The organism is Psychrobacillus sp. FSL H8-0483 (assembly GCF_038637725.1).
GTDB lineage: Bacteria > Bacillota > Bacilli > Bacillales_A > Planococcaceae > Psychrobacillus.
This window is the reverse complement of the sequence record NZ_CP152052.1, coordinates 3834391-3855382: the sequence shown is the minus strand read 5'-3', so window position 1 is coordinate 3855382 and position 20992 is coordinate 3834391. Positions and strand designations below refer to the sequence as shown.

The 20992-nt window shown below is 35.9% G+C and carries 23 protein-coding genes; 15 read left to right on the top strand and 8 right to left on the bottom strand.

Going from position 1 to position 20992, the window contains the following annotated elements; genetic code table 11:
- Positions 1–44: 44 nt before the first annotated feature.
- Positions 45–434 (bottom strand): NUDIX domain-containing protein, encoded by a 390-nt coding sequence (locus MHB48_RS18860; protein WP_342599386.1) that lies wholly within the window; start codon positions 432–434, stop codon positions 45–47.
- 121 nt (positions 435–555) lie between these two features.
- Here MHB48_RS18860 and lepB point away from each other — a divergent pair, with 121 nt between their 5' ends.
- From lepB to MHB48_RS18805, 11 genes are all read left to right on the top strand, one after another.
- Positions 556–1101 (top strand): signal peptidase I, encoded by a 546-nt coding sequence (gene lepB, locus MHB48_RS18855; protein WP_342599385.1) that lies wholly within the window; start codon positions 556–558, stop codon positions 1099–1101.
- A gap of 49 nt (positions 1102–1150) precedes the next feature.
- A complete protein-coding gene (locus MHB48_RS18850) occupies positions 1151–1606 on the top strand; it encodes a GNAT family N-acetyltransferase (RefSeq protein ID WP_342599384.1) in 456 nt (151 codons plus the stop codon).
- Positions 1607–1621: 15 nt separating this feature from the next.
- Complete coding sequence (locus MHB48_RS18845) at positions 1622–2095, top strand: low molecular weight protein-tyrosine-phosphatase (protein ID WP_342599383.1); 474 nt, start codon at positions 1622–1624, stop codon at positions 2093–2095.
- 77 nt (positions 2096–2172) lie between these two features.
- Positions 2173–2628 carry an SRPBCC family protein gene (locus tag MHB48_RS18840; RefSeq protein ID WP_342599382.1) on the top strand — a complete coding sequence of 152 codons (456 nt, stop codon included), beginning with the start codon at positions 2173–2175 and terminating at the stop codon, positions 2626–2628.
- Between the two features lie 23 nt (positions 2629–2651).
- The gene (locus tag MHB48_RS18835) at positions 2652–3095 is read left to right on the top strand and encodes a GNAT family N-acetyltransferase (RefSeq protein ID WP_342599381.1); all 444 of its coding nucleotides are present in this window, start codon (positions 2652–2654) and stop codon (positions 3093–3095) included.
- Positions 3096–3434: 339 nt separating this feature from the next.
- A complete protein-coding gene (locus tag MHB48_RS18830) occupies positions 3435–5147 on the top strand; it encodes a methyl-accepting chemotaxis protein (RefSeq protein WP_342599380.1) in 1713 nt (570 codons plus the stop codon).
- 531 nt (positions 5148–5678) lie between these two features.
- Positions 5679–6107, top strand: a complete 429-nt coding sequence (locus tag MHB48_RS18825) for a DUF1801 domain-containing protein (protein ID WP_342599379.1) — start codon at positions 5679–5681, stop codon at positions 6105–6107.
- 107 nt (positions 6108–6214) lie between these two features.
- Positions 6215–6934, top strand: coding sequence for a YebC/PmpR family DNA-binding transcriptional regulator (locus MHB48_RS18820; protein ID WP_342599378.1), 720 nt, complete (start codon positions 6215–6217; stop codon positions 6932–6934).
- Positions 6935–7073: 139 nt separating this feature from the next.
- Complete coding sequence (locus MHB48_RS18815; protein WP_342599377.1) at positions 7074–7523, top strand: hypothetical protein; 450 nt, start codon at positions 7074–7076, stop codon at positions 7521–7523.
- Between the two features lies 1 nt (position 7524).
- Positions 7525–7989 carry an NUDIX hydrolase gene (locus tag MHB48_RS18810; RefSeq protein ID WP_342599376.1) on the top strand — a complete coding sequence of 155 codons (465 nt, stop codon included), beginning with the start codon at positions 7525–7527 and terminating at the stop codon, positions 7987–7989.
- An 18-nt stretch (positions 7990–8007) separates the two neighbouring features.
- The gene (locus tag MHB48_RS18805; protein ID WP_342599375.1) at positions 8008–8415 is read left to right on the top strand and encodes a hypothetical protein; all 408 of its coding nucleotides are present in this window, start codon (positions 8008–8010) and stop codon (positions 8413–8415) included.
- Positions 8416–8463: 48 nt separating this feature from the next.
- Here the strand turns inward: MHB48_RS18805 and MHB48_RS18800 are convergent, their stop codons facing one another.
- Both MHB48_RS18800 and MHB48_RS18795 read right to left on the bottom strand, forming a co-directional pair.
- Positions 8464–8886, bottom strand: a complete 423-nt coding sequence (locus MHB48_RS18800; protein ID WP_342599374.1) for a DUF4395 domain-containing protein — start codon at positions 8884–8886, stop codon at positions 8464–8466.
- A gap of 226 nt (positions 8887–9112) precedes the next feature.
- Positions 9113–9445, bottom strand: coding sequence for a helix-turn-helix domain-containing protein (locus tag MHB48_RS18795; protein WP_340924329.1), 333 nt, complete (start codon positions 9443–9445; stop codon positions 9113–9115).
- Positions 9446–9580: 135 nt separating this feature from the next.
- On the opposite strand from MHB48_RS18795, the gene MHB48_RS18790 reads away from it, so the two are divergent.
- Positions 9581–10210, top strand: a complete 630-nt coding sequence (locus MHB48_RS18790; RefSeq protein WP_342599373.1) for a nitroreductase family protein — start codon at positions 9581–9583, stop codon at positions 10208–10210.
- Positions 10211–10559: 349 nt separating this feature from the next.
- On the opposite strand, the gene abc-f is transcribed toward MHB48_RS18790, so the two are convergent.
- On the bottom strand, positions 10560–12215 hold the full coding sequence (gene abc-f, locus MHB48_RS18785) for an ABC-F type ribosomal protection protein (RefSeq protein WP_342599372.1): 1656 nt from the start codon (positions 12213–12215) through the stop codon (positions 10560–10562).
- Between the two features lie 478 nt (positions 12216–12693).
- Here abc-f and dapD point away from each other — a divergent pair, with 478 nt between their 5' ends.
- Together dapD and MHB48_RS18775 are read left to right on the top strand one after the other, a co-directional pair.
- Entirely contained in the window at positions 12694–13407 is a 714-nt protein-coding gene (gene dapD / locus MHB48_RS18780; RefSeq protein WP_342599371.1) for a 2,3,4,5-tetrahydropyridine-2,6-dicarboxylate N-acetyltransferase, read from the top strand.
- 10 nt (positions 13408–13417) lie between these two features.
- The gene (locus MHB48_RS18775) at positions 13418–14545 is read left to right on the top strand and encodes an N-acetyldiaminopimelate deacetylase (protein WP_342599370.1); all 1128 of its coding nucleotides are present in this window, start codon (positions 13418–13420) and stop codon (positions 14543–14545) included.
- Between the two features lie 140 nt (positions 14546–14685).
- On the opposite strand, the gene asnB is transcribed toward MHB48_RS18775, so the two are convergent.
- The 3 genes from asnB to MHB48_RS18760 all read right to left on the bottom strand — a co-directional run bounded on the left by asnB (position 14686) and on the right by MHB48_RS18760 (position 18870).
- On the bottom strand, positions 14686–16530 hold the full coding sequence (gene asnB, locus MHB48_RS18770; RefSeq protein WP_342599369.1) for an asparagine synthase (glutamine-hydrolyzing): 1845 nt from the start codon (positions 16528–16530) through the stop codon (positions 14686–14688).
- A gap of 209 nt (positions 16531–16739) precedes the next feature.
- Positions 16740–17978, bottom strand: coding sequence for an ABC transporter permease (locus MHB48_RS18765; RefSeq protein WP_342599368.1), 1239 nt, complete (start codon positions 17976–17978; stop codon positions 16740–16742).
- Positions 17971–18870, bottom strand: a complete 900-nt coding sequence (locus MHB48_RS18760; RefSeq protein WP_342599367.1) for an ABC transporter ATP-binding protein — start codon at positions 18868–18870, stop codon at positions 17971–17973. Before MHB48_RS18760 ends, MHB48_RS18765 begins: the two co-directional genes overlap by 8 nt.
- A 137-nt stretch (positions 18871–19007) precedes the next feature.
- Here MHB48_RS18760 and MHB48_RS18755 point away from each other — a divergent pair, with 137 nt between their 5' ends.
- Positions 19008–19904: a stalk domain-containing protein gene (locus tag MHB48_RS18755; protein ID WP_342599366.1), complete on the top strand. Its 897-nt coding sequence runs from the start codon at positions 19008–19010 to the stop codon at positions 19902–19904.
- A gap of 75 nt (positions 19905–19979) precedes the next feature.
- Here MHB48_RS18755 and MHB48_RS18750 read toward each other — a convergent pair whose 3' ends face one another.
- Positions 19980–20894 (bottom strand): DNA-3-methyladenine glycosylase, encoded by a 915-nt coding sequence (locus MHB48_RS18750; protein WP_342599365.1) that lies wholly within the window; start codon positions 20892–20894, stop codon positions 19980–19982.
- Between the last annotated feature and the right edge of the window lie 98 nt (positions 20895–20992).

The following is a 20992-nucleotide window of genomic DNA, read 5'->3' as shown; positions in this document are numbered from 1 at the left end:
TGCCGATTATCTAATCCTGTCATTTTGTGCTCACTTCGGACTGCTTAGTTAGAAAGAAGAATTTCTACAATTTCCTTTGGCCGTACATCGAATGTAGGGAGATCGTCGATATCCATCCAGATTGGTTCATAGCCACCTCTTGTAACCGAGGTTTGGTTATATTCTTCTCCTGTACCGGTTCCAAAATTACCTCCTATAATATCGGCAAGATAGTAATATTGCATTCCACTATAGTTTAAAACTTTCAGCAATCGCTGAATTCTTACATGTACACCTATTTCTTCATAAGTTTCTCGAATAGCAGTCTGTTCAGGTGTTTCACCCACCTCCATACCTCCACCAGGAAATACATAATAAGTCATATGAGGTTTCGTTCTTTTAATTAACGCAACACGACCATTTTCAATAATAACGGTTGCTCCTCGGTTTCTCATGTCAATTCACCATCCTATGTTTTAAATAGTAGACAGAACATTCTAACTCATACTATGATTAGTATATATTAAACTATCAGTCAATGGGTCCAATTAATCTAAATAATAAGGAGTGTTTAATGTGAAAGAAAATCACAAAAATGAAGTAATGTCTTGGGTTAAAACGATTATCTTCGCATTTGTTGTTGTTTTTGTATGTCGACAATTTTTATTTACTCCTATTACCGTTCAGGGAGAGTCCATGTCTCCAACGTTTGAAGATAATCAAAAAGTAGTAATTAGTAAGACAAGTAAAATAGAACGATTTGATATAGTCGTTTTTAAATCGCCTAACATGAAAGATAACTACATTAAAAGAGTTATTGGTTTGTCGGGTGATAAAATTGAAGTAAAAGACGACGTTCTCTTTATAAATGGAAAAGCATATGACGAACCCTATTTAAAAGCGAATAAAGAAAAAATTCTGTTTGGCCAATTAACAGAGGACTTTACCTTGGAACAAAATACAGAAAGTTCGCGAGTACCAGAAGGCTACTATTTTGTGATGGGTGACAATCGTCTGCAAAGCTATGATAGTAGAATGTTTGGCTTTATCGCGAAGGACGAATTGTTAGGTGAGGTTAAATTGCGAGTTTACCCTCTAGGTCTTTCAAGTATTATCAAATAAAAAAACAACAGTCTAATTTAACAAAGTCGAAAAATAAAGAGGTGGATAAATGGAAATTACTAATATTCAACACAGACCAGAATTATTTGATGACGCGTTAAAGGTATTCTGGGGACAATGGGGAAATGAAAATAACTATAAATTTTATGAAGATTGTATGAAGTATTCAGGTAAAACAGGTGATTCTGTTCCTAGTTTTTATATTGCACTAGAAAATGAGCAGATTATCGCAACTTATGCCATACTGCGAAATGATATTAATAGTCGTCAGGATTTGTTTCCATGGTTAGCATGCTTATATGTAGATCCGTCGTATAGAGAGAAATCAATCGGTGAAAAACTTCTTGAACATGGATTGCAAATAACCAAACAGCTTGGCTATGAAAAGCTTTATTTAGCAAGTGATTTGAATGGTTACTATGAGAAGTATGGTTGGACCCACTCAACTATTACATACTACCCATTTGGGGGTTCGATAAAGGTGTATGAAAAAGCAGTAAAGTAAGAAAGGGTGCATCATATGATTAACGTATTATTCGTTTGTCTCGGAAATATTTGCCGTTCTCCTATGGCAGAAGCTGTGTTCAAACATTTAGTGGAGAAAGAGAACTTGAGCAACCATGTTCAAGTCGACTCTGCAGCAACTAGTTCATGGCATATTGGAGATCCACCGCACCGAGGTACTGTCGCGAAGCTGAACGAATACAACATTTCTTCAAATGGATTAACTGGACGTCAGTTACAGAAGGATGATTTTGAGAACTTTGATTATATAATTGGTATGGATGAAAATAATGTTGGTGATATCCGACAAATGTTCGGGCAGCCAGATCACCCAAAAATTATACGTTTTTTAAATTTAACCAATCATCAAAAAGACGTGCCGGATCCTTACTACACGGGAGATTTTCAGGAAACATATGACCTGGTGAGTGAAGGTTGCCAAGCCCTTTTAGAAAAAATAAAAATGGAACAGGTAGAGCTATCGAGTTGATGGCTTTTTTTGTTATATGTAAAGGGAATATAACATTAAAGGAACCTTGAACCTAAGGAGAAATTAGAGGTGGAGAAATGCCGGTTATAAAACATCAAACGTATATAGATGAACCCATAAATAAGTGTTTTGACCTTGCAAGAAATGTAGCAATTCACACTCAAACTACTGTTAAAACAAACGAAAGAGCGGTTGCAGGTGTCACAACTGGACTGCTCAATTTAGGCGATAGCGTTACTTGGGAAGCAACTCATTTTGGGGTAAGACAGAGATTAACAGCTAAAATTACCGAAATGGTTATACCCTTAAAGTTTACAGATGTAATGATTAAAGGTGCCTTTCATTCCTTTACGCATACTCATGAATTTGTCGAATGTAACAGCGGAACGGTAATGAAGGATACGTTTGAGTATAAAGCTCCTTTTGCTATTATTGGAAGATTAGCAGATAAACTATTTTTAGAAAGATACATGAGAGGCTTTATTATTTCTAGAGCAAACGAGTTAAAAAAGATAGCAGAAATGGACAGATGACATTAACTATAGGGGGGAAGAACTTGGAATTTTTATATTATCAAGAAATACCAGAACCTGATGTTCTAGCTGGAGTAATGGAACTGCATAAGCATGTTTTTGAGGGAGCAGAGCTAGGTTTAGAGAAGTTAGTGGAGAAAAAGAATTTAATTACCTTAGTTGCAAGAGAGAATGGGCAAGTAGTAGGTTTTAAGATTGGATATGAATTCAAGGATCACACATTTTATAGCTGGCTAGGCGGCGTCCATTCCGATTATCGTGGAAAGGGAATAGCATCCGAGCTGATGCGACGGCAGCACGAACTAGTAAAGACTTTAGGTTATAAGAAAGTTCGAACTATTTCTCGAAACATAAGAAGAGAGATGCTCCTATTAAATATTAAAGTTGGTTTTGATGTAATCGAAACTTTTACGAGTGAAAAAGGGAAGCATAAGATTATTTTGGAGAAAACAATAAGGAAAGATTAAAATGGATAGCATATAGTTTATTAATTATTATTATATGCTTATAAATATAAGTAAAGATAGAAAAAATACATGAAAATTTCATGTATTTTTTTGTAATTTACAGAGTATTTTCGTCTTTATATTATCCTAATATTAATGGATATAGAATATTTTCACTTTTATATGGTATTTATTACAATTAAAAATTGTTTATATTATCTGAAAGATGTGATTTAATTTTGAAGGGGTAACAGTATTTAAAGCAGTTACAAAAACAAATAGTACATAGTGTTTGTTCCATTTGTATCTTTCTTTAAAGTTATATTAGAAAATTAAATAATGGGAACGGAGAAATGTAGAATGGGATTTTTACGAAATTTAAAGGTTACTCAAAAATTGTTGGTGTTAATAGCAATTGGTGCGTTAGCCTCATTATGTATTGGAATAACAGGATTTAAATATGTGAAAGAAATGGCCGGAAAATCAGAGATGGTATTTAACGAATTGTTGAAACCAACTAAATGGCTTGGTGATGTACAATATGAAAACGGAAGAATTGATAACGCCCTATTGAGTTTAACTTTAACTGATGATGAAACTGAAAATACACAACTGAAAGAAGATATAAATGCTTCTATTGAGATTATTATTAGTCAAATGGATCAGTACAGAGCGCTTGATTTATTTGATCGTGAAAGAGAAGCTTTAGAGGAATACGATCGTAGTGTAGCTGATTTAGCAGCATTAAGGGATCAAATGATTGCATATTCTATGAAAAATGAAAATGCAAAAGCATATGAGATTTATAAAAATGAAGTGAGCCAAAAAAGAGAGCAAATCGATGAGATATTAGTGACTCTTCAACAATATAACCTCGAATATGCGAAAGAAACTAATCAACAAAACGAGAAAGATATTAACACGGCAACAATAATATTAATTGCTATTTTAATCATTGGTATAGCTATTTCGATTTTCATGGGTCTCGTTATTATGAAAATGATTGTGAAACCGACTAATGAAATAAAAGAACTTCTTTCAAAAGCTGAGGAGGGAGATTTTACCGTTCAAGGAAGTTATCAATCGAAAGACGAGCTTGGAGCATTAACAACATCTTTTAACAAAATGATTAGTGGGGTTAGAGAAATTATTCAAACGGTTGCAGAGACGTCACAACAAGTAGCGGCAGCATCTGAGGAGCTTACTGCTAGTGCTGAGCAAACTTCAGCTGCTACGAATCACGTTGCTTCTGCTATTGAAGAAATTGCGACGGGAGCAGAATATTCTACAACTAAATTAGAGAAAAATTCAAGTGAATTACAAGACGTTTTAAAAGGTATTAACGTAATTGCAGATGGTTCGAGTCAAGTTTCTGAGCTAGCTAGAGAAACCTCAAGAGAAGCAGAAGAAGGAAATAAGATCGTCGAAGAAAACCTATTTCAAATGAGCAATATTCAAGCGTCTGTTCAGAAGTCACATGAAGTTATTTCTTCTCTGTCCCATCGTTCTAATGAAGTAGGGCAAATTTTAGATGTAATTAATGATATTGCAGCCCAAACAAATTTACTGGCGCTAAATGCAGCAATTGAAGCTGCACGAGCAGGTGAGCATGGAAAAGGTTTTGCAGTTGTTGCAGACGAAGTAAGAAAGCTTGCAGAACAATCCTTGTCTTCAACAAAATTAATTGCAGAAATTATTACCAGTATTCAATACGATTCAGGCCAGTCAGTACAGTATATGGGTGAAGTAATGAAGAATGCTAAAGAGGGTATGGAAATTACTACAGAAACAGCAAATAAATTTGTGAAAATACTGGAAAAAACGAGAAGTATTACTCCTCAGATTGAGGGAATTACGTCAACAGTTAAAGACATTGCAGGGAATATACAATCTGTATCTGATGTTGCAGAAGAGCTTGCTGCATTTGCTCAGGAAAATGCTTCTAGCTCAGAAGAAGTTGCCGCATCAACAGAACAGCAATTAGCTTCTATGGAAGAGATCAGTAGCTCTTCTAAATCTTTAGCGCAAATGGCCGAAGAATTGAACGAGTTGGTTGGTAAATTTAGAATTTAAATTTTATAAAAATGTTGATCAGGGGCTATCCAATAAGCCCATAAATTGAAGCAGGTGTAGAAAAACGAGTCTTTTTCTACACCTGTTTTTTGTATACTTTTCAGAGATGGTCCCTTTTCCAATGTTTTGATTTCTGTTCCAGACGGACGCTTTCCGCGGGCATGGCTTCAGTCTCCTCGTCGCTTTCGCTCCTGCGGGGCCTTCAGCTCATGCTATTCCCGCTGGAGTCGCCGTCTTTCACTACAATCAATTGCCTACAAAAAATAGTAGGTTAAGTCACTATGACTTTAGGGACAGCCCCTTTTCCTTTAATGAGAATTGTGACAAGTGTATATGGTATTCTAGAAATATAATTGATGGTAAGTGGAAAGGATAATATGGAAATTTGTTCGGGGTATTCTTTAGCAAATAAAGAGCAATCTGTCCATACCATGATTTATTCCAAGTGAAATAGAGGAATTACATTCAATAGCTAGAAGTAGTTTAAAAGAAGCTGTGTAAATAAACAAATTTCTGAAGGGGGTACAAAGAATGGCTAAATATGAGCAAAAGACGAAGGAAACCGATCATGATGTTGTAGAATTTATTGAGAAATTGGAAAGTCCGAAAAAACGAGAGGATGCTTATAAGCTTCTAGAGATTTTTGAGGAGACGTCTGGTTATGAGGCTAAAATGTGGGGACCAAGCATTATAGGTTTTGGGTCGTATCATTATAAGTATGCGTCAGGTCACGAAGGAGATGCGCCGCTAGTTGGTTTCTCTCCAAGAAAAGCGAAAGTTAGTTTGTATTTTGCAACAGGTGATACGTCGCGTGAAGAAAGTCTAAAGCGATTTGGGAAGTATACTTCAGGGAAATCATGTGTCTACATTAATAAAGTAGATGATATTGAAGTAGATGTTTTAAAAGAAATGATTACACAATCTATTTCGTTTCTACAAAATTTATATCCTAATAACTAATAAATATTGGAAGTTAATGTATTAATTTTGCTACTTAATACGAATTTAATGTATAATGTTACAGTAAAATTCAAAGAAGAAACTTAATCGAAAGAGAGTGGGACTTTATGGGTCGTAAGTGGAATAATATCAAGGAAAAGAAAGCTTCCAAAGACGCAAATACTAGCCGTATTTATGCAAAATTTGGACGTGAAATATATGTAGCTGCAAGACAAGGTGAACCAGATCCTACCTCCAACCAAGCATTAAAAGTAGTATTAGAACGTGCGAAAACGTACAGTGTGCCTAAGCATATTATTGATAAAGCGATTGAAAAAGCAAAAGGTGGATCAGAAGAAAGCTATGACGAGCTTCGTTATGAAGGCTTTGGTCCAAGCGGTTCAATGGTAATCGTGGACGCGTTAACAAATAACGTAAACCGTACTGCATCCGATGTACGGGCTGCATTTGGTAAAAACGGTGGTAACATGGGTGTCAGCGGTTCAGTTGCTTATATGTTCGACGCGACTGCTGTTATTGGTTTAGAAGGAAAAACAGCTGACGAAGTGTTAGAGCTTTTGATGGAAGCAGACGTGGATGCTCGTGACATCATAGAAGAAGAGGATTCTGTTATCGTTTATGCAGAACCAGATCAATTCCATGCAGTGCAAGAAGCGTTAAGAGCTGCTGGAGTTACAGAATTTACAGTAGCTGAGCTAACAATGCTTGCTCAAAATGACATCTCATTGGATGCAGATGCTCAAGCACAATTCGAAAAAATGATCGATGCAATTGAAGATTTAGAAGATGTTCAACAAGTTTACCACAACGTAGACTTAGGAGAATAATAGAGATACAGCCTTGGACTTCGGTTCGAGGCTTTTTTTATTGGGATGACGAATTTAGTTATATTAAACCAATATAAGTAAAAGATGGAACTAAAAAAAGTGTAAAACGTCCAATATTTTATAAAGAGGTGGTTTCGTTTTGAAAAAGTACTTATTTTCTTTTGGAATTGTTTCTATTTTAAGTGTTTCGATTTTATTCCCAGCGAAAACGCTAGCATCTTGGGCATATTCCTTTGTTGTTTGGGATGGATATGTGTATGTCATAACGAATGAAACGGTAAATGAGGTAGATGAAGAAATTGGTCATGTGACGAAGTATTCCGATAGGGAGGGGACATACTCAGGCAACTTTTCAAATGTCTTTCCGAAAGGTACTAAGTATTATTCAATCGTTGGGGTAAGTACAGATGAAGCTATATCGGTAGAAGATGGAAATGGAGCGTATATAAAAGCAAACAGAAGTGGAGAATATGCTGGCAATAAAAACGATAGATGGACAGTTAGTTCTACAATTATTATTGTGTGGATTTTAATATTTGTAATCATTGCTATGATGGGGATTTACTATATTAATAAAAGGAGAGGTTAACTTGATAAATGAATATCCAAAGCATATTATTGCAGTTTCTGCTTATGTCACGAATGAAAAAGGGGAAGCTTTATTAGTTCAAACGCATTGGAGATCGGATACTTGGGAACCCCCTGGAGGTCAAGTGGAGATGGGTGAACCTTTAGATCAGGCAGTGTGCAGAGAAGTGCTAGAAGAGACAGGTATTAACGTACGACCTTTAGGCATTACTGGCGTGTATTATAATGCAACAAAACATATTTTATCAGTGGTTTTTAAAGCGGAATATATTAGTGGAACTTTGAAGGTCCAACCGGAAGAAATTAAAGAAGCGCAGTTTATTAAGTTAACAGTGGACAATATAGACCAGTTCATCACACGTCCAAATATGAAGTCTCGAACGTTAGATGCAATGAGATCTGAGAATTTCATTCCTTATGAAACATGGGAAACAACCCCATACAATTTACTTGGAAGATTAGAATAGTGGAAAGAGAGGTTTTCTATGAAGAAACTACTTACATTTATTTCTATACTTTTATTTTTAATGGGTTGTAGTAATAACGAAAATGAGGCTCAGTTGACTAGAGTGGATGTCTTTGAAGTAACTGAAGGTGGAGATTTTGAAGATGAAATGATAATTGCCAATCAGGATTCAATAGAAGTATTATCGCAAGTGTTTGAGCAAATAGAATGGGAACAAAATGTAAAAGCAGAGATGTCGAGAATCGAAGATATAAAAACGATTTTGTTTATGGAAGTTGATGAGAATATGCCGGAGCGGTTAGTGGAATACTATATTTGGTTTGAAGGAAATGGAACTTCGACCTTTATAGATCGTGATACTAACTCGCTTGGAAAACTAAATGAAGAAGGCACGGATATATTAAAAAGTGAATTCGAAAAGAAATAAAATAATAGAAAAAACAGCCTCTCCATTTTTCTGGAAAGGCTGTTTTTCTTAGTGTGTGGCTGAATTTTTTCTTCGATAATTCCACTGTTGGTATTGGAATCGCACAAAACATCCAATGCAAAACCCAAGGATTGCAACAAGTGCAGCTAGACCGACCATAACTGTTGCGATATTAAATAGTACTGACCAATTCAATAAAAAACTTATGCTTGCAACGAATAAGAAGCTGATTGCTAGCCATTGGTTAAATCTTAACTGAGCGTAATCTTCTTGGATATATTCATTTGCGGGTTTAGATAAGAATTGTTTTACTATAACTAAAATTGGGTGAAACCCAATTAATAAGCTGGAAAGGTTTGCGATAAGTGGAATGAATAGTATCCACGCTGATTGTGTAATAAGAGCAATGATAACCGACAATACAATCGTCCATTGATTTGTCATGACTAGAGGTTTTGGAATTGTTTTCATTTTAAAACCTACTTTTCTTATTGGATTTATTTTATTATATATTCCATGCTAAGAAATGTAAATAAAAATGAAACTGAATATGAAAATGGCTACCTAAGGAAGGTAGCCATTTTCATGATCTAATTTGTCATCATGCCGATATGAGCCTTCCTCTACTTAGAGAAGGCTCATATCGAACAATCAATTAGTTAAACAAATTGGAGAAAAATGAAGGGAGTAGATATCCTTAAGATTGTTTTTCAAATTCACAAATATCGATCCATTTCTGTAAAGACAAAATCACGTCCTTGAAGGCTATTCCATTTGCAGTTAGCTCATATTCTACTTTTTTTGTCGAGGAATCTAGTAGTTTTTTATTGACTAATTTGGCGTTGACTAAATCGTTTAGTCTTTCCGTAAGTAATCTGTCAGAAATACCGGGTATATTTGTTAGAATTTCATTATAGCGTTTGGAGCCCGATAATAGTGTGTAAATGATCATCCCCATCCAACGTTTACCTATAAATTCAATTGCTTGATGATAGTTACTGCATATATGTGAATCACTCGGTCTATCCAATAAAAAAACCTCCATTAATTCTTTAGTTTTCTTTTATTGTAGCATACAGGCTTTTTTTATTGACGAATAAACTTACTAATGGTAAGATTCTTTGGGTAAATAAACTTACTAATAGTAAGTTTCAGGAGGGATAATATGTCGACAGAAAAAGATTCAGAACTATATACTGTTATGCATGCTAGAAAATCAGTGAGAGTGTACGATCCTAATTATAAAATTTCACAGAAAGATTTGGAGGAAATTATTCAAGAGGCGACAACTGCACCTTCCTCTAGTAACCTTCAAGCATGGAAATTCATTGTCATTCAAGATGACAAAACAAAAAAAGAACTTCGTACGATAGCGAATAATCAAGAACAAGTTGAAACATCTTCGGCAGTTATTGCAGTATTAGGAAATGCGGAGATGTATAAAAATGTTGAACAAATATATACTCAAAATGTAGAAGAAGGCTATATGGATGAAGCCACAAAGGATCTAATGATTAACAATACAAATCGCACTTATCCTTTTGCTTCTATGGAAACAAGAAAAAATATCGCTACTTTTGATGCAGGTCTAATTTCAATGCAATTGATGTTAGTTGCAAAAGAAAAAGGATTCGACACCGTAACGATGGGTGGATTCGATAAGGTGAAATTTGCAGAAAGATTCGAACTACCTGAGCACATTTTTCCGATAGTACTTATTGCCATTGGAAAAGCGGCTGCGCCAGCATACGGTTCATCACGTTTACCACTAAAGGATATCGTTCAATTTATTTAAATTATTTATCTGGATAGTAGATGTACTTACCTAAAAAAACTCTAAGTGAATCAATTTCATAATTCTAATTTACATGAAAAAACACGAACGATACTAAAGGAATATATATTTTACACGGAATAAAGTATATTTGATTTCCGTGGGGTGAGCGATAAGCCATCACCGCCTGCCGCTTCAATCAACGAAGTGATAAATGTTCGTATTTTAATGACAAAGTACTATTTATGAAATTAACTCAATTTAAAGTTTAAAATTTCAATATATCCGCTATTTCCCGGGAAATTGACAAATCGAGACTAAAATCAACAAAAAAGAAAGCTATCCTTTTGCCTTAGGATAGCTTTCAATTTTACTTTTCCTTGAAACTGTTAATCTGCTTTGTCAGTGAAATAAATTTTTTGTCCAACTCACTGTATTTAAGATCATTTTTTTTCAAGTAGCTAAGTTCACCTAACACGGCTTGTAGCTCAGTTTCTAATTTCAATAATTCTTTTTCGAGGGATGATTCTTTGTATTTATTCATCCATTCTTTGTAGTTCATTTCAACTTTTCGAATGGTTTTATTTTCAAAAATGAGCATTTTATTTGTAAGCTTTTCTAAAAAGTATCGATCATGCGTCACTAATAATATAGTGCCAGGATATGTGGAGAGGGTTTTCTCCAATTGCTCACGAGAAGGTAGATCTAAATGGTTTGTTGGTTCATCTAAAAGTAAAACGTCCTTTTGACTTAACATAAACTCCATTAGTTTTAACTTTACACGTTCTCCCATACTCATTGTTTGAATAGGACGAGACCAGTGATCTTTAGAAAACCCTAAATTCATCATAAGTGTCTGAAGTTGACCCCTTTTGTCAAAATCAGTTGGTCCAAAAAATTCAAAAGGTGTTTTTTCCTCTGGTAAGTCAAATACGGTTTGTCGTAAATAACCAATATTCATCGCTTCCGATTTCCAAAGCTCTCCTTGTACGCTTTCTTCTCCGAGCAACATACGGAAAAATGTCGATTTGCCACTTCCATTAGGACCTAGAAGTCCAATACGTTCTTGAGACTGAACTGTGAAGGATGCATTTTGGAATAGTAGCTGATCTTCGAAGCTTTTACACATATTTTGGGCTTCTATTACGCGTTTTCCTTTTTTCTTATTTCCCTCAATAGAAAAATTGACTTCTCTTTCTTGTTCGGGTTTATCTATTGTATTTTTGGAGAGCTCGAGTTCTAGTCGTTTCTTTTTAGAACGAATTTGAACATCCATTTTCTTCGCCTTAACTCGATAATATTCTTTATTGAACTCATGTTTTGTCGAATCGGCATGTGCTTTAGACGACCAGTTTCGAAGCTCTGTTATTTGCTTCTCCACTTGAAGCATTTTAGATTGTTGTGCATCATAAAGTCTTTGTTGCGTAAGCTTTGCTTCTTCTTTTTTTTGTCGAAATTCAGAATAATTCCCTGCATATACAGCTAATTTTTTATTTTCAACTTCCCATATCCAATCAGTTACTTCATCCAAGAAATAACGATCATGAGATACTAAAATAATCGTTCCAGGATAGGAGTTAATTTGTTTTTTAAGGAAAGATAAACTTTCTTGATCTAGGTGATTAGTTGGTTCATCTAATAAAAGAAGCTGAGACTTCTCTGCAAACACTCGAGACAATCTTCTCTTCATTTTTTCTCCACCACTTAAGTTGATGAACTCGCGCCCATGGGGGACGGACCATTTGCTAAAGTACGTCCATTCATCCTCCATATAATCGGATTTACTAAATTGTTCATCTTCTTGTTTAAAGTAACCGATGGAAGGTGTATTACCGAACCATTCTATTTTCCCACTAGAGGGCAGTGTCTCATTTGCTAGGATAGAAAGAAGTGAGGACTTTCCTTCACCATTTCCTCCTACAATGCCTATTACTGTACCTGTGACTATGTCTGCTTTTATATTTCCTAAAATAACTTTATCTCCAAATGTGATACATATATCTACTAACTTACCGTGTAATGTCATACAATCCTCTCCCTTTGGAGGAATAAAAAAATCCCTCCGAATTGAATCGGAAGAATCGCTGACCATTAAATGAATACGAAAAAACCACTACAAATTCAGAGCATTGTAGAGAATTATCCGTATTAAATTGAAAAATGGGCAGACTAATCCTATTTCCGATTTCGTAAAGTTTTTAATTTGTTACTGCGAAAATGGATCGCAGAAAAACTTCTACTGAGAAATAAGATTATAAGTCCATTGTCCACCCATCGTCCCTTCAAATATGTTATCTGAATTATACCACATATCTTTCTGATTGTTACAAAAATATTACGGGTGCCTGGCACCAGTAACAATGTTGTTTAAAGACATAGGATTTATTTGCTAATAGTGTGAAAATATATAATTTTTAAATACAAATTAATGAAATGCATTATAATTCGTGATTTTTTATAATAATTCGTATACAATAAGGACATATTTTGAGGAGGTATGGAGAATGAAACAACTTGATGCGTATGAAATTATTTCGTATATTCAACATGCAAAAAAATCAACACAAGTGAAGGTATACATAAAAGGAAATGGCATTGATCAGCTTTCCTTTGGTGAACATACTAAGGTATTTGGTGAAGGAAGTTCTCTTGTATTATTCGGAGAGTGGTCTGAAATAGAACCATTACTAAATGAACATAAAAATAAAATTGAAGACGTAGTTGTGGAGAATGAAAGCAGAAATTCTGCTATTCCACTTTTAGATTTGAAGGGTATCAATGCTCGTATCGAACCTGGTTCAATTATTCGTGATCAAGTGAGTATTGGGGATAACGCTATAATTATGCTTGGTGCAGTTATCAATATCGGTGCAGTTATTGGTGAAGGTACGATGATCGATATGGGAGCAATTCTGGGTGGTCGTGCGACTGTCGGGAAAAACTGTCATATCGGTGCAGGAGCAGTGCTTGCTGGTGTGATTGAGCCACCATCTGCAACTCCAGTAATCGTAGAAGATGACGTTTTAATTGGTGCAAATGCAGTAGTGCTAGAGGGTTGTCGAGTTGGTAAAGGATCCGTTGTTGCAGCTGGAGCAGTTGTGACCAAGGATGTTCCTCCGTACACAGTAGTTGCTGGAACACCTGCTAAAGTAATCAAAGAAATTGATGATAAAACAAGATCTAAAACAGAAATCATGCAAGAACTACGTCAACTATAAGAGGTGGCAGATGAAATCTTTACTCGATATTCGCCGTGATCTCCATCGTATACCTGAACTTGGTTTTCAAGAAGTAAAAACACATGCTTATCTATTAGAACAAATTAATGCCCTACCACAGGAAAGACTAACCATATTGACGTGGAGGACAGGAATTGTTGTGAAAGTAGAAGGTATTCAAGCAACAAAGACAATTGGTTGGCGTACAGATATAGATGGATTACCAATAAAGGAAGCAACAGATCTTCCTTTTACATCGGAGCATGCAGAAAAGATGCATGCTTGTGGACATGATGTGCATATGACAGTGGCGTTAGGTCTCTTAAGAACTTTCACGATGAATCCAATAAATGATCATGTCGTATTTCTTTTTCAGCCAGCGGAAGAAGGACCAGGCGGAGCTTTTCCAATGAAAGAATGGTTGAAAAAAGAGCATCCCAAACTTATGCCTGATCAAATATTCGCATTCCATATTGCACCTGAGTATCCCGTAGGAACTGTTGCAACTCGACCAGGTTTGTTATTTGCCAATACATCTGAGCTTTATATTGATTTGATTGGAAAAGAAGGCCATGCAGCATACCCACATCAATCGAGAGATATGTCGATTGCTGCTGCAACACTTCTATTGCAATTACAAACGATTGTAAGTAGAATGTTGAATCCAATGGAGCCAGCGGTTGTAACTATTGGGAAAATGACTTCAGGTACGGTTCAAAATATTATTTCAGGGAAAGCACGGTTAGAAGGTACATTGAGAACGATGGATGCAGAGACAATGACGATTATTAAGCAAAAGATTGAGTCATTATGTCGGGCTACTGAAATCGCATTCGATTGTGAAGTTCAACTTGATTTTGGTTTTGGCTATTATCAAGTGAAAAATGATGCAACATTGGCAAATGAGTTTTTAGCATTTGCAGAGGAAGATGCATCGACTATAGCTATTTTATGTGACGCAGCGATGACAGGAGAAGATTTCGGTTTCTTCCTGCAAGAAATTCCAGGAGTATTATTTTGGGCAGGAGTAGATTCTCCTTATGGCTTACACCATGCCAAGCTAAATCCGGATGAAGCAGTCATTGATTATCTTGTCCCATTCGTAGAATCCTATTTTCGTATGCTTTCAAATAAATAAAAAGAAGAGCAGCCTTGAGGCGGCTCTTCTTTTTTTGTGGAATAATCCTGAAAGTAACAAACTTACTCGCGAAAACGACAAACTAGACCATGAACACGATAAATAAACCTACCAAAGCGACAAACCAAAATCTATATCAATTAATCCACAAGCTGTACTTGGTAATCCTTAAACCAAATATGCATCTGCGCCAAATATGCTAATAGTTGTGGTCCTGACATCAATTGACCAAACCATGGAACTTTAAAAGCATCTCCATTCGTTTCAATTAAATTAGAAAGGCGCTTCGCATCAAATAGTTCATGAAGAATGGAATTTTTATCTAGCAATTGTTCCTTAAGCATACTTTGGACTTTCTCTGAGTAAACAGGATTATGCGTTTTAGGATAAGGGCTTTTTTTACGATATAGTACGTCTACTGGAAGAATCCCAGTAAGAGCTTTTCGTAAGATTCCTTTTTCTTGATTGCCAACCATTTTATAATCCCACGGAATATTCCATGCGTATTCTACTAAGCGATGATCTGCAAATGGTACTCGTACCTCTAAGCTGGCACCCATACTCATGCGATCTTTCCGATCCAATAAAGTTGTCATAAACCAAGTCATATTCATATAAAAAAGTTCACGCCGTTTAGCGTCCAGTGCAGATTCACCGAATAATTGAGGAGTCTCTGCAATAGTAGTTGCATATGCATGTTGAACGTAGTCATCTATGTGCAGCTTCTTTTGCCAGCTATCATTAAGTAGAGAATTTCGTTCATTTTTGGAACGTATCCAAGGGAATCCGTTTTCGAAATGACCTACTTGATGAAACCAGGGGTAACCACCAAAAATTTCATCTGCACATTCGCCAGATAATCCAACGGTGAAATCCTGTTTTATTTCTTTACAGAACCAAAGTAAGGAGGAATCAATGTCCGCCATTCCTGGAAGATCCCGAACGTGTACAGCTTCAGTTAAGTAGTCGACTAGTTGGTTTTGACTAATGATGGAATAGTGGTGAGTGGTATTTAAATTACTAGATGCTTTTTGAATCCAAGGGCGGTCGTCACTTGGCTGAAAAGCGTTCCCCTGAAAGTGCTGTTGATTGTTTTCATAATCAATGGAATAAGTATGGAGAGGTCCTTTAGCATCTTTGGCATATGCACTTGCTGCGATAGCTGTGATGAGGCTAGAGTCTAGACCTCCTGAAAGGAATGTGCAAAGGGGTACGTCTGATACGAGTTGACGCTCCACAGCATCTGTTACGAGGTAACGTACTTTTTCAGCAGTTTCATCTAAGGAGTCTGTATGCTCCTTACTTTCTACATTCCAATAACGCCAGATGCGAAGACCATTACGAGAAAAAGTGAGAGCATGAGCTGGTCGTAATTCCTGGATTCCTTCATAAACACCCAGTCCAGGGGTGCGTGATGGGCCTAAGCCGATTATTTCCGATAATCCTTCTCTGGTAATGTTCGTTGGAACATCTGGGTGAGCAAGAAGTGCTTTTAATTCAGAGCCAAAAAGAAACCCCCCATTTCTTTCTGTGTAAAAGAGTGGTTTGACACCCAAACGATCGCGCGCAATAAAAACCTTTTGTTCTTGTTCATCCCAAATGGCAAAAGCAAAAATCCCATTGAAATAATCTACACATTTTTCTTTCCATTCAATATAAGAGGTCAATAAAACTTCTGTGTCCGAATGTCCTGAAAAAGTATGACCCCGTTTTAATAATTCCTTCCGAAGGTCTTCGGTGTTGTACAATTCCCCATTATACGAAAGGGTATATTGGATCGACTGAAAAATTTTTACCATAGGTTGCTTCCCGCCAATGGGATCGACGACTGTTAATCGTCGGTGACCAAGTAATGTATGTGCACTGCTCCATATATTGTTGTCATCTGGCCCACGTTTCTTTAATGTTTCCGTCATTTTTTCAACAGTTGACGTTTCGTTTCTTAAATCCTTATTAAAATGAATCCATCCAGTAATTCCACACATTTATTCGCATCCTTTCTTTCATGGATTTATTTTATGCAAGAAGTTCCAGGTTGAATCAAAAAAAACAATCGTGAAAGGGTATCCCTGCACGATTGTTTGACGTAGTCATGTTAGATTTTAAATTTATTAATTTCTTCTTGAATCATCATTGCACCTTGGCTAAGTGATTTAGCAACTTCACTAATTTCATGGATGCCTGTAGTCTTTTATTAAGTTGTTACCTTTAAAACAGTTTTGATTTTTTGTATAATGCCTCCCGAACTATACGTTAGAACGCTGCGTTTGTAGAAGGATAGACTGATCAAGAACAATACTATTACGGTACCAACTAAAATGAGCATGGATAACATTGGTTCAAACGACGAGATATCGGTTGCTCCGATACGAAGGGGCATTACCATTCCAGATGTAAAGGGAATGTATGAGAATACTTTGATAAGCATCGTATCAGGACTAGACATTCCTGCAATTAACACGTAGAACCCTAGAATCCCTACTAACATAGCGGGCATCATTGCTTGGCTAGATTCCTCTACTTTGGAAACAAGAGAACCTAGTAGTGCACCTAAAATTAAATAAAGGAGAATGGTTATCAGTAAAAACGAAACAGCATAACCAATGTATACAAAGGATAGCTCTTGACTAATTTCTATCACAATATCCCATTTGGAACCGCCGTCAATGAACAAAAATAATAATCCTTGAATCAGAAGTAACGCCCCAATTTGTGTAATGGCAAGCAAGAAGGTCCCAGTTAATTTGGCCATGAAATGCGTAGCTGGTTTTACACTTGCAAGTAATACTTCTAATACTCGCGACCCTTTTTCAGACGCTACATCTGTTGTAATCATGGATAAAAATGTCATGACAAATGAGTAAATTAAAAATCCAACTAAGAAAGAAGCGCCCATTCCAGCTGCTTTTTCATTTTCACTTTTTCCAGTTGTAGATTGCTCGTTTAGGTTTTTCATTGAAATAACTGTTTCGGATTGAAGAATTTTATCAGCTTGCTCTGCAGTAAGATTCAGTTGCTGTACTTCATACAATTTACCCGCATATTGAAGTGTAGAAGACAAGCTCTGTTGATTGTTAAATGTCAGTGGTTCGAAGGTAGCGATTTCTGCAGCTAGAGAGTTGTCTTGGTCTTTGATGAAAATAGCTGCGGCGTAATCACCTTCCACTACTTGTTGCTCTACTTCTGCTATTTCTGCAGATGGAAATGTAAACTCTAGGTCATTGTTCGATTCAAACAATGCTTCAATATCAGCATCTGTTTCGTTAATCAAGGCAATTTGAAGTGCTTCATCTTCAAAAAATGCTGCTTTTATATCTGACCAAAACATAACTCCGCTAATTACAGCGATATACAGGAAGATGGAAAGGATAAATGATTTTGCTTTTACTTTTTGAATATATAGCTGTTTGACTAGAAGCCAGAATTTAGACATGTGTACCACCGACCTTATCTTTGAATATTTCATCTAATGTCAAATAATCTAAGCTGAACTTCTCGATATATTTCCCGTTAGAAACAAAGTCAAAAATAGACTGTGCGTTTGATTCATTCGTTAAAGTAAGGGTATATTGATCTTTCCCAATGTGTATATTCTGCACACCATCTAATTTTTCAAGAACTTCCATTGGGACATCTGTTCGAATGGTCAATTTCGTTTTCCCATATTGTTTTTTCAAATCTAATAAACTACCGGAAAATAAAGAGACTCCTCGCTTCAATAAACAAAGATGGTCACAAAGCTCCTCAACATTATCCATTTGATGACTTGAAAATAAAATGGTCGTACCTTTTTCCTTTAACTCTAAAATCGCAGTTTTTAATAAATCCTTATTGACAGGATCCAGTCCACTAAATGGCTCATCTAATATGAGAAACTCCGGTTGGTGGATAAAGCTCGCGATAAGCTGTACTTTTTGTTGATTTCCTTTTGACAATGTTTCTGCTTTTGCTTTTCGCTTATCTTCTAATTCAAAACGTTCAATCCAGTAATTTACTTCTTTTCGTAAATCCTTACGTAGTTTCCCTCTTAGTTCACCGAAGAAATACAATTGATCTTCCACTGTCATGGAAGGAAATATGCCTCGTTCCTCTGGTAAATATCCGAGAACATCTCGGTTAATGGAATTAATATGTTTCCCATTCCACATAATTGTACCCTCAGTCGTTTCCTGAAGATCTAAAATCATACGAAACGTAGTTGTTTTGCCGGCACCGTTTTGTCCGATCAATCCAAAGATTTCACCTTTTTCAATGGTGAAAGATAGATTATCGACGGCCACAAAGTCTTGATATCTTTTAGTTACTTGATTGATAGATAACGTCATATGTAGGCTCCATTCTATGATTTTTTGCTCACCCTCATGTATACGTTTTAATTGGGGGAATGTTTCAAATTTTTATGTAACGTTTTTTTTAGAGGAACGTCTAAATTAAAGATATGCCAAAAAGAGGGAGCGAGACGATGAAGAAAATAAGTATATTAGTAATGGTATTATTAGTAGCATTGATGGGTGATTACTCATCAGTAAGCGCACAAAGTGGGGATGAAAAAATGGATAGTACGAATTATGTCCAATTTTCAGGAGTCATCACTGATGTGAAAACAAATGACGACAAAGTTATTTTAACAGTGGAAACGAAGGAAAAGGAACCAGTCATCACCCTATTTACCTTAACAAACGATACACTTTTGTTTAATAGTGGTACGGCAAAAACTGTGAAAAAAGAAACGTTCCAAAAAGGGCAAGAAATTGATGCGTATTTCGATAAACTTAAACCGATGATTCTCATTTATCCAGCACAAATTACCCCGGAATTAGTAATTGTTCACGATCAACAACAACTAGGTTTTGTAAAAGTAGGAAAGTTCGATAAAAACTTTGTTAGTTTAGATAATGAATTGAAGCTAAATATTGCAAAAGAAACTGCTTTAGTAAATGAAAAAGGCGAAAAAATTGGACAAGAAGACTTAAGTGGCAAGGAACTCGTTGTATTTTATACAATTACAACAAGGAGTATTCCACCCCAAACAACACCGAGTAAAATTGTAGCGCTCAACTATCTTTCAAACGAAATGAAAGAAGTTCAAACGATAATTGAAAATGATCATTTTATGCAAAATGGAGTGAAAATGATTCCACTGCGTAAAGTAGCAGAAGAACTTGGCTATAAAGTACAATCTAATTCAAAACATAATGGAGCATTAGTAACGATAGGGAATAGCTCTTTTTCTATTACACGTGGTGAAAAAACGTATAGTTACAATAAGAGCTTGCGACAATTCGTAGAAAAACCGGTATTAAAGAACAATAAAACATATGTATCTGAAGACTTTTTAGACTTATTGATTCAACCATAAAAAAATCCCGTCCAACTCGAAGTGAGGAGGACGGGAATTTTTTAGTTTTTGGTCAAATGATCCTGAGCGAGATCTTTAATACAAAAACCTCCACAAATAGAAAGTCGCGTACGCTTCCCAGCCATTCCATGGTTGAGCGAGTTGCAATATTTCTTCTTTCAAAGGCTTTTGCTCAGATCCGGTCACATGCTTAATCGCATTATGTAGGCCGACATCATCTATCGGAAATGCGGAAGGATATCTTAAGCAACGCATTAGCACATAGTTAGCCGTCCAAGGACCAATACCACGAATCTTCGTGAGCATTTTCTCTGCTTCTTTTACATCATTTGTTTCTAGGAGCATTTCTTTTGTAAGGAAACCCAGTTGTATTAATTTCGCAACATCTATTAAGTACTCACATTTTTTCACGGTCATCTTTAAATCTGCAAGATCTTCTACAGTGAGTTTCGCAATGTCATTAGGAGTTGGGAATAACCAATATTGATGTCCTTCCAATTCAATGGATCGCCCAAATGTTTCGACCAAACGTCTCTTTAAGGTGTAAGCATATGTGAGATTGATTTGTTGGCCCAGTACACCCCAAGCTATCGCTTCGAATAAATCCGGAATCCCCATAATCCGTAGCCCGTTAAAATTTTTTACAGCTTGTTGAAGCACCGAATCCTTTTTAGCTAGTTCATAAAATGGCTTTAGGTCAGTTTTTAGATCAAACCAATCCATCACGTAAGTAACCACTTGTTCACGAGCAGATTTATATGCAGGTCTTGTATTGCCTAAAAACTCTACAATTAATACAAGGTTATCTCTTTCGCTAATTTCAACAAGTGTCGTAAATTCACCCACCGGTATCGCTTTTCTTACTTTATTTTCGTAGATATGGAATAAGCATTCATTTGTAGACCGAGACAAATATTCAAGGTTGTGTTTAAAACTAAAATTGGATGGTGTTTTTATCATAATTTGTTTTCCTTGTTCTTCCCATAACATGTTGCGATCACCCCTTTATTTATCCATTATATATATAGAGAATTTCGTTATCTTGCTATTATGCTCACAAAATAAGCAATGATTGTAGAAATAAAAGT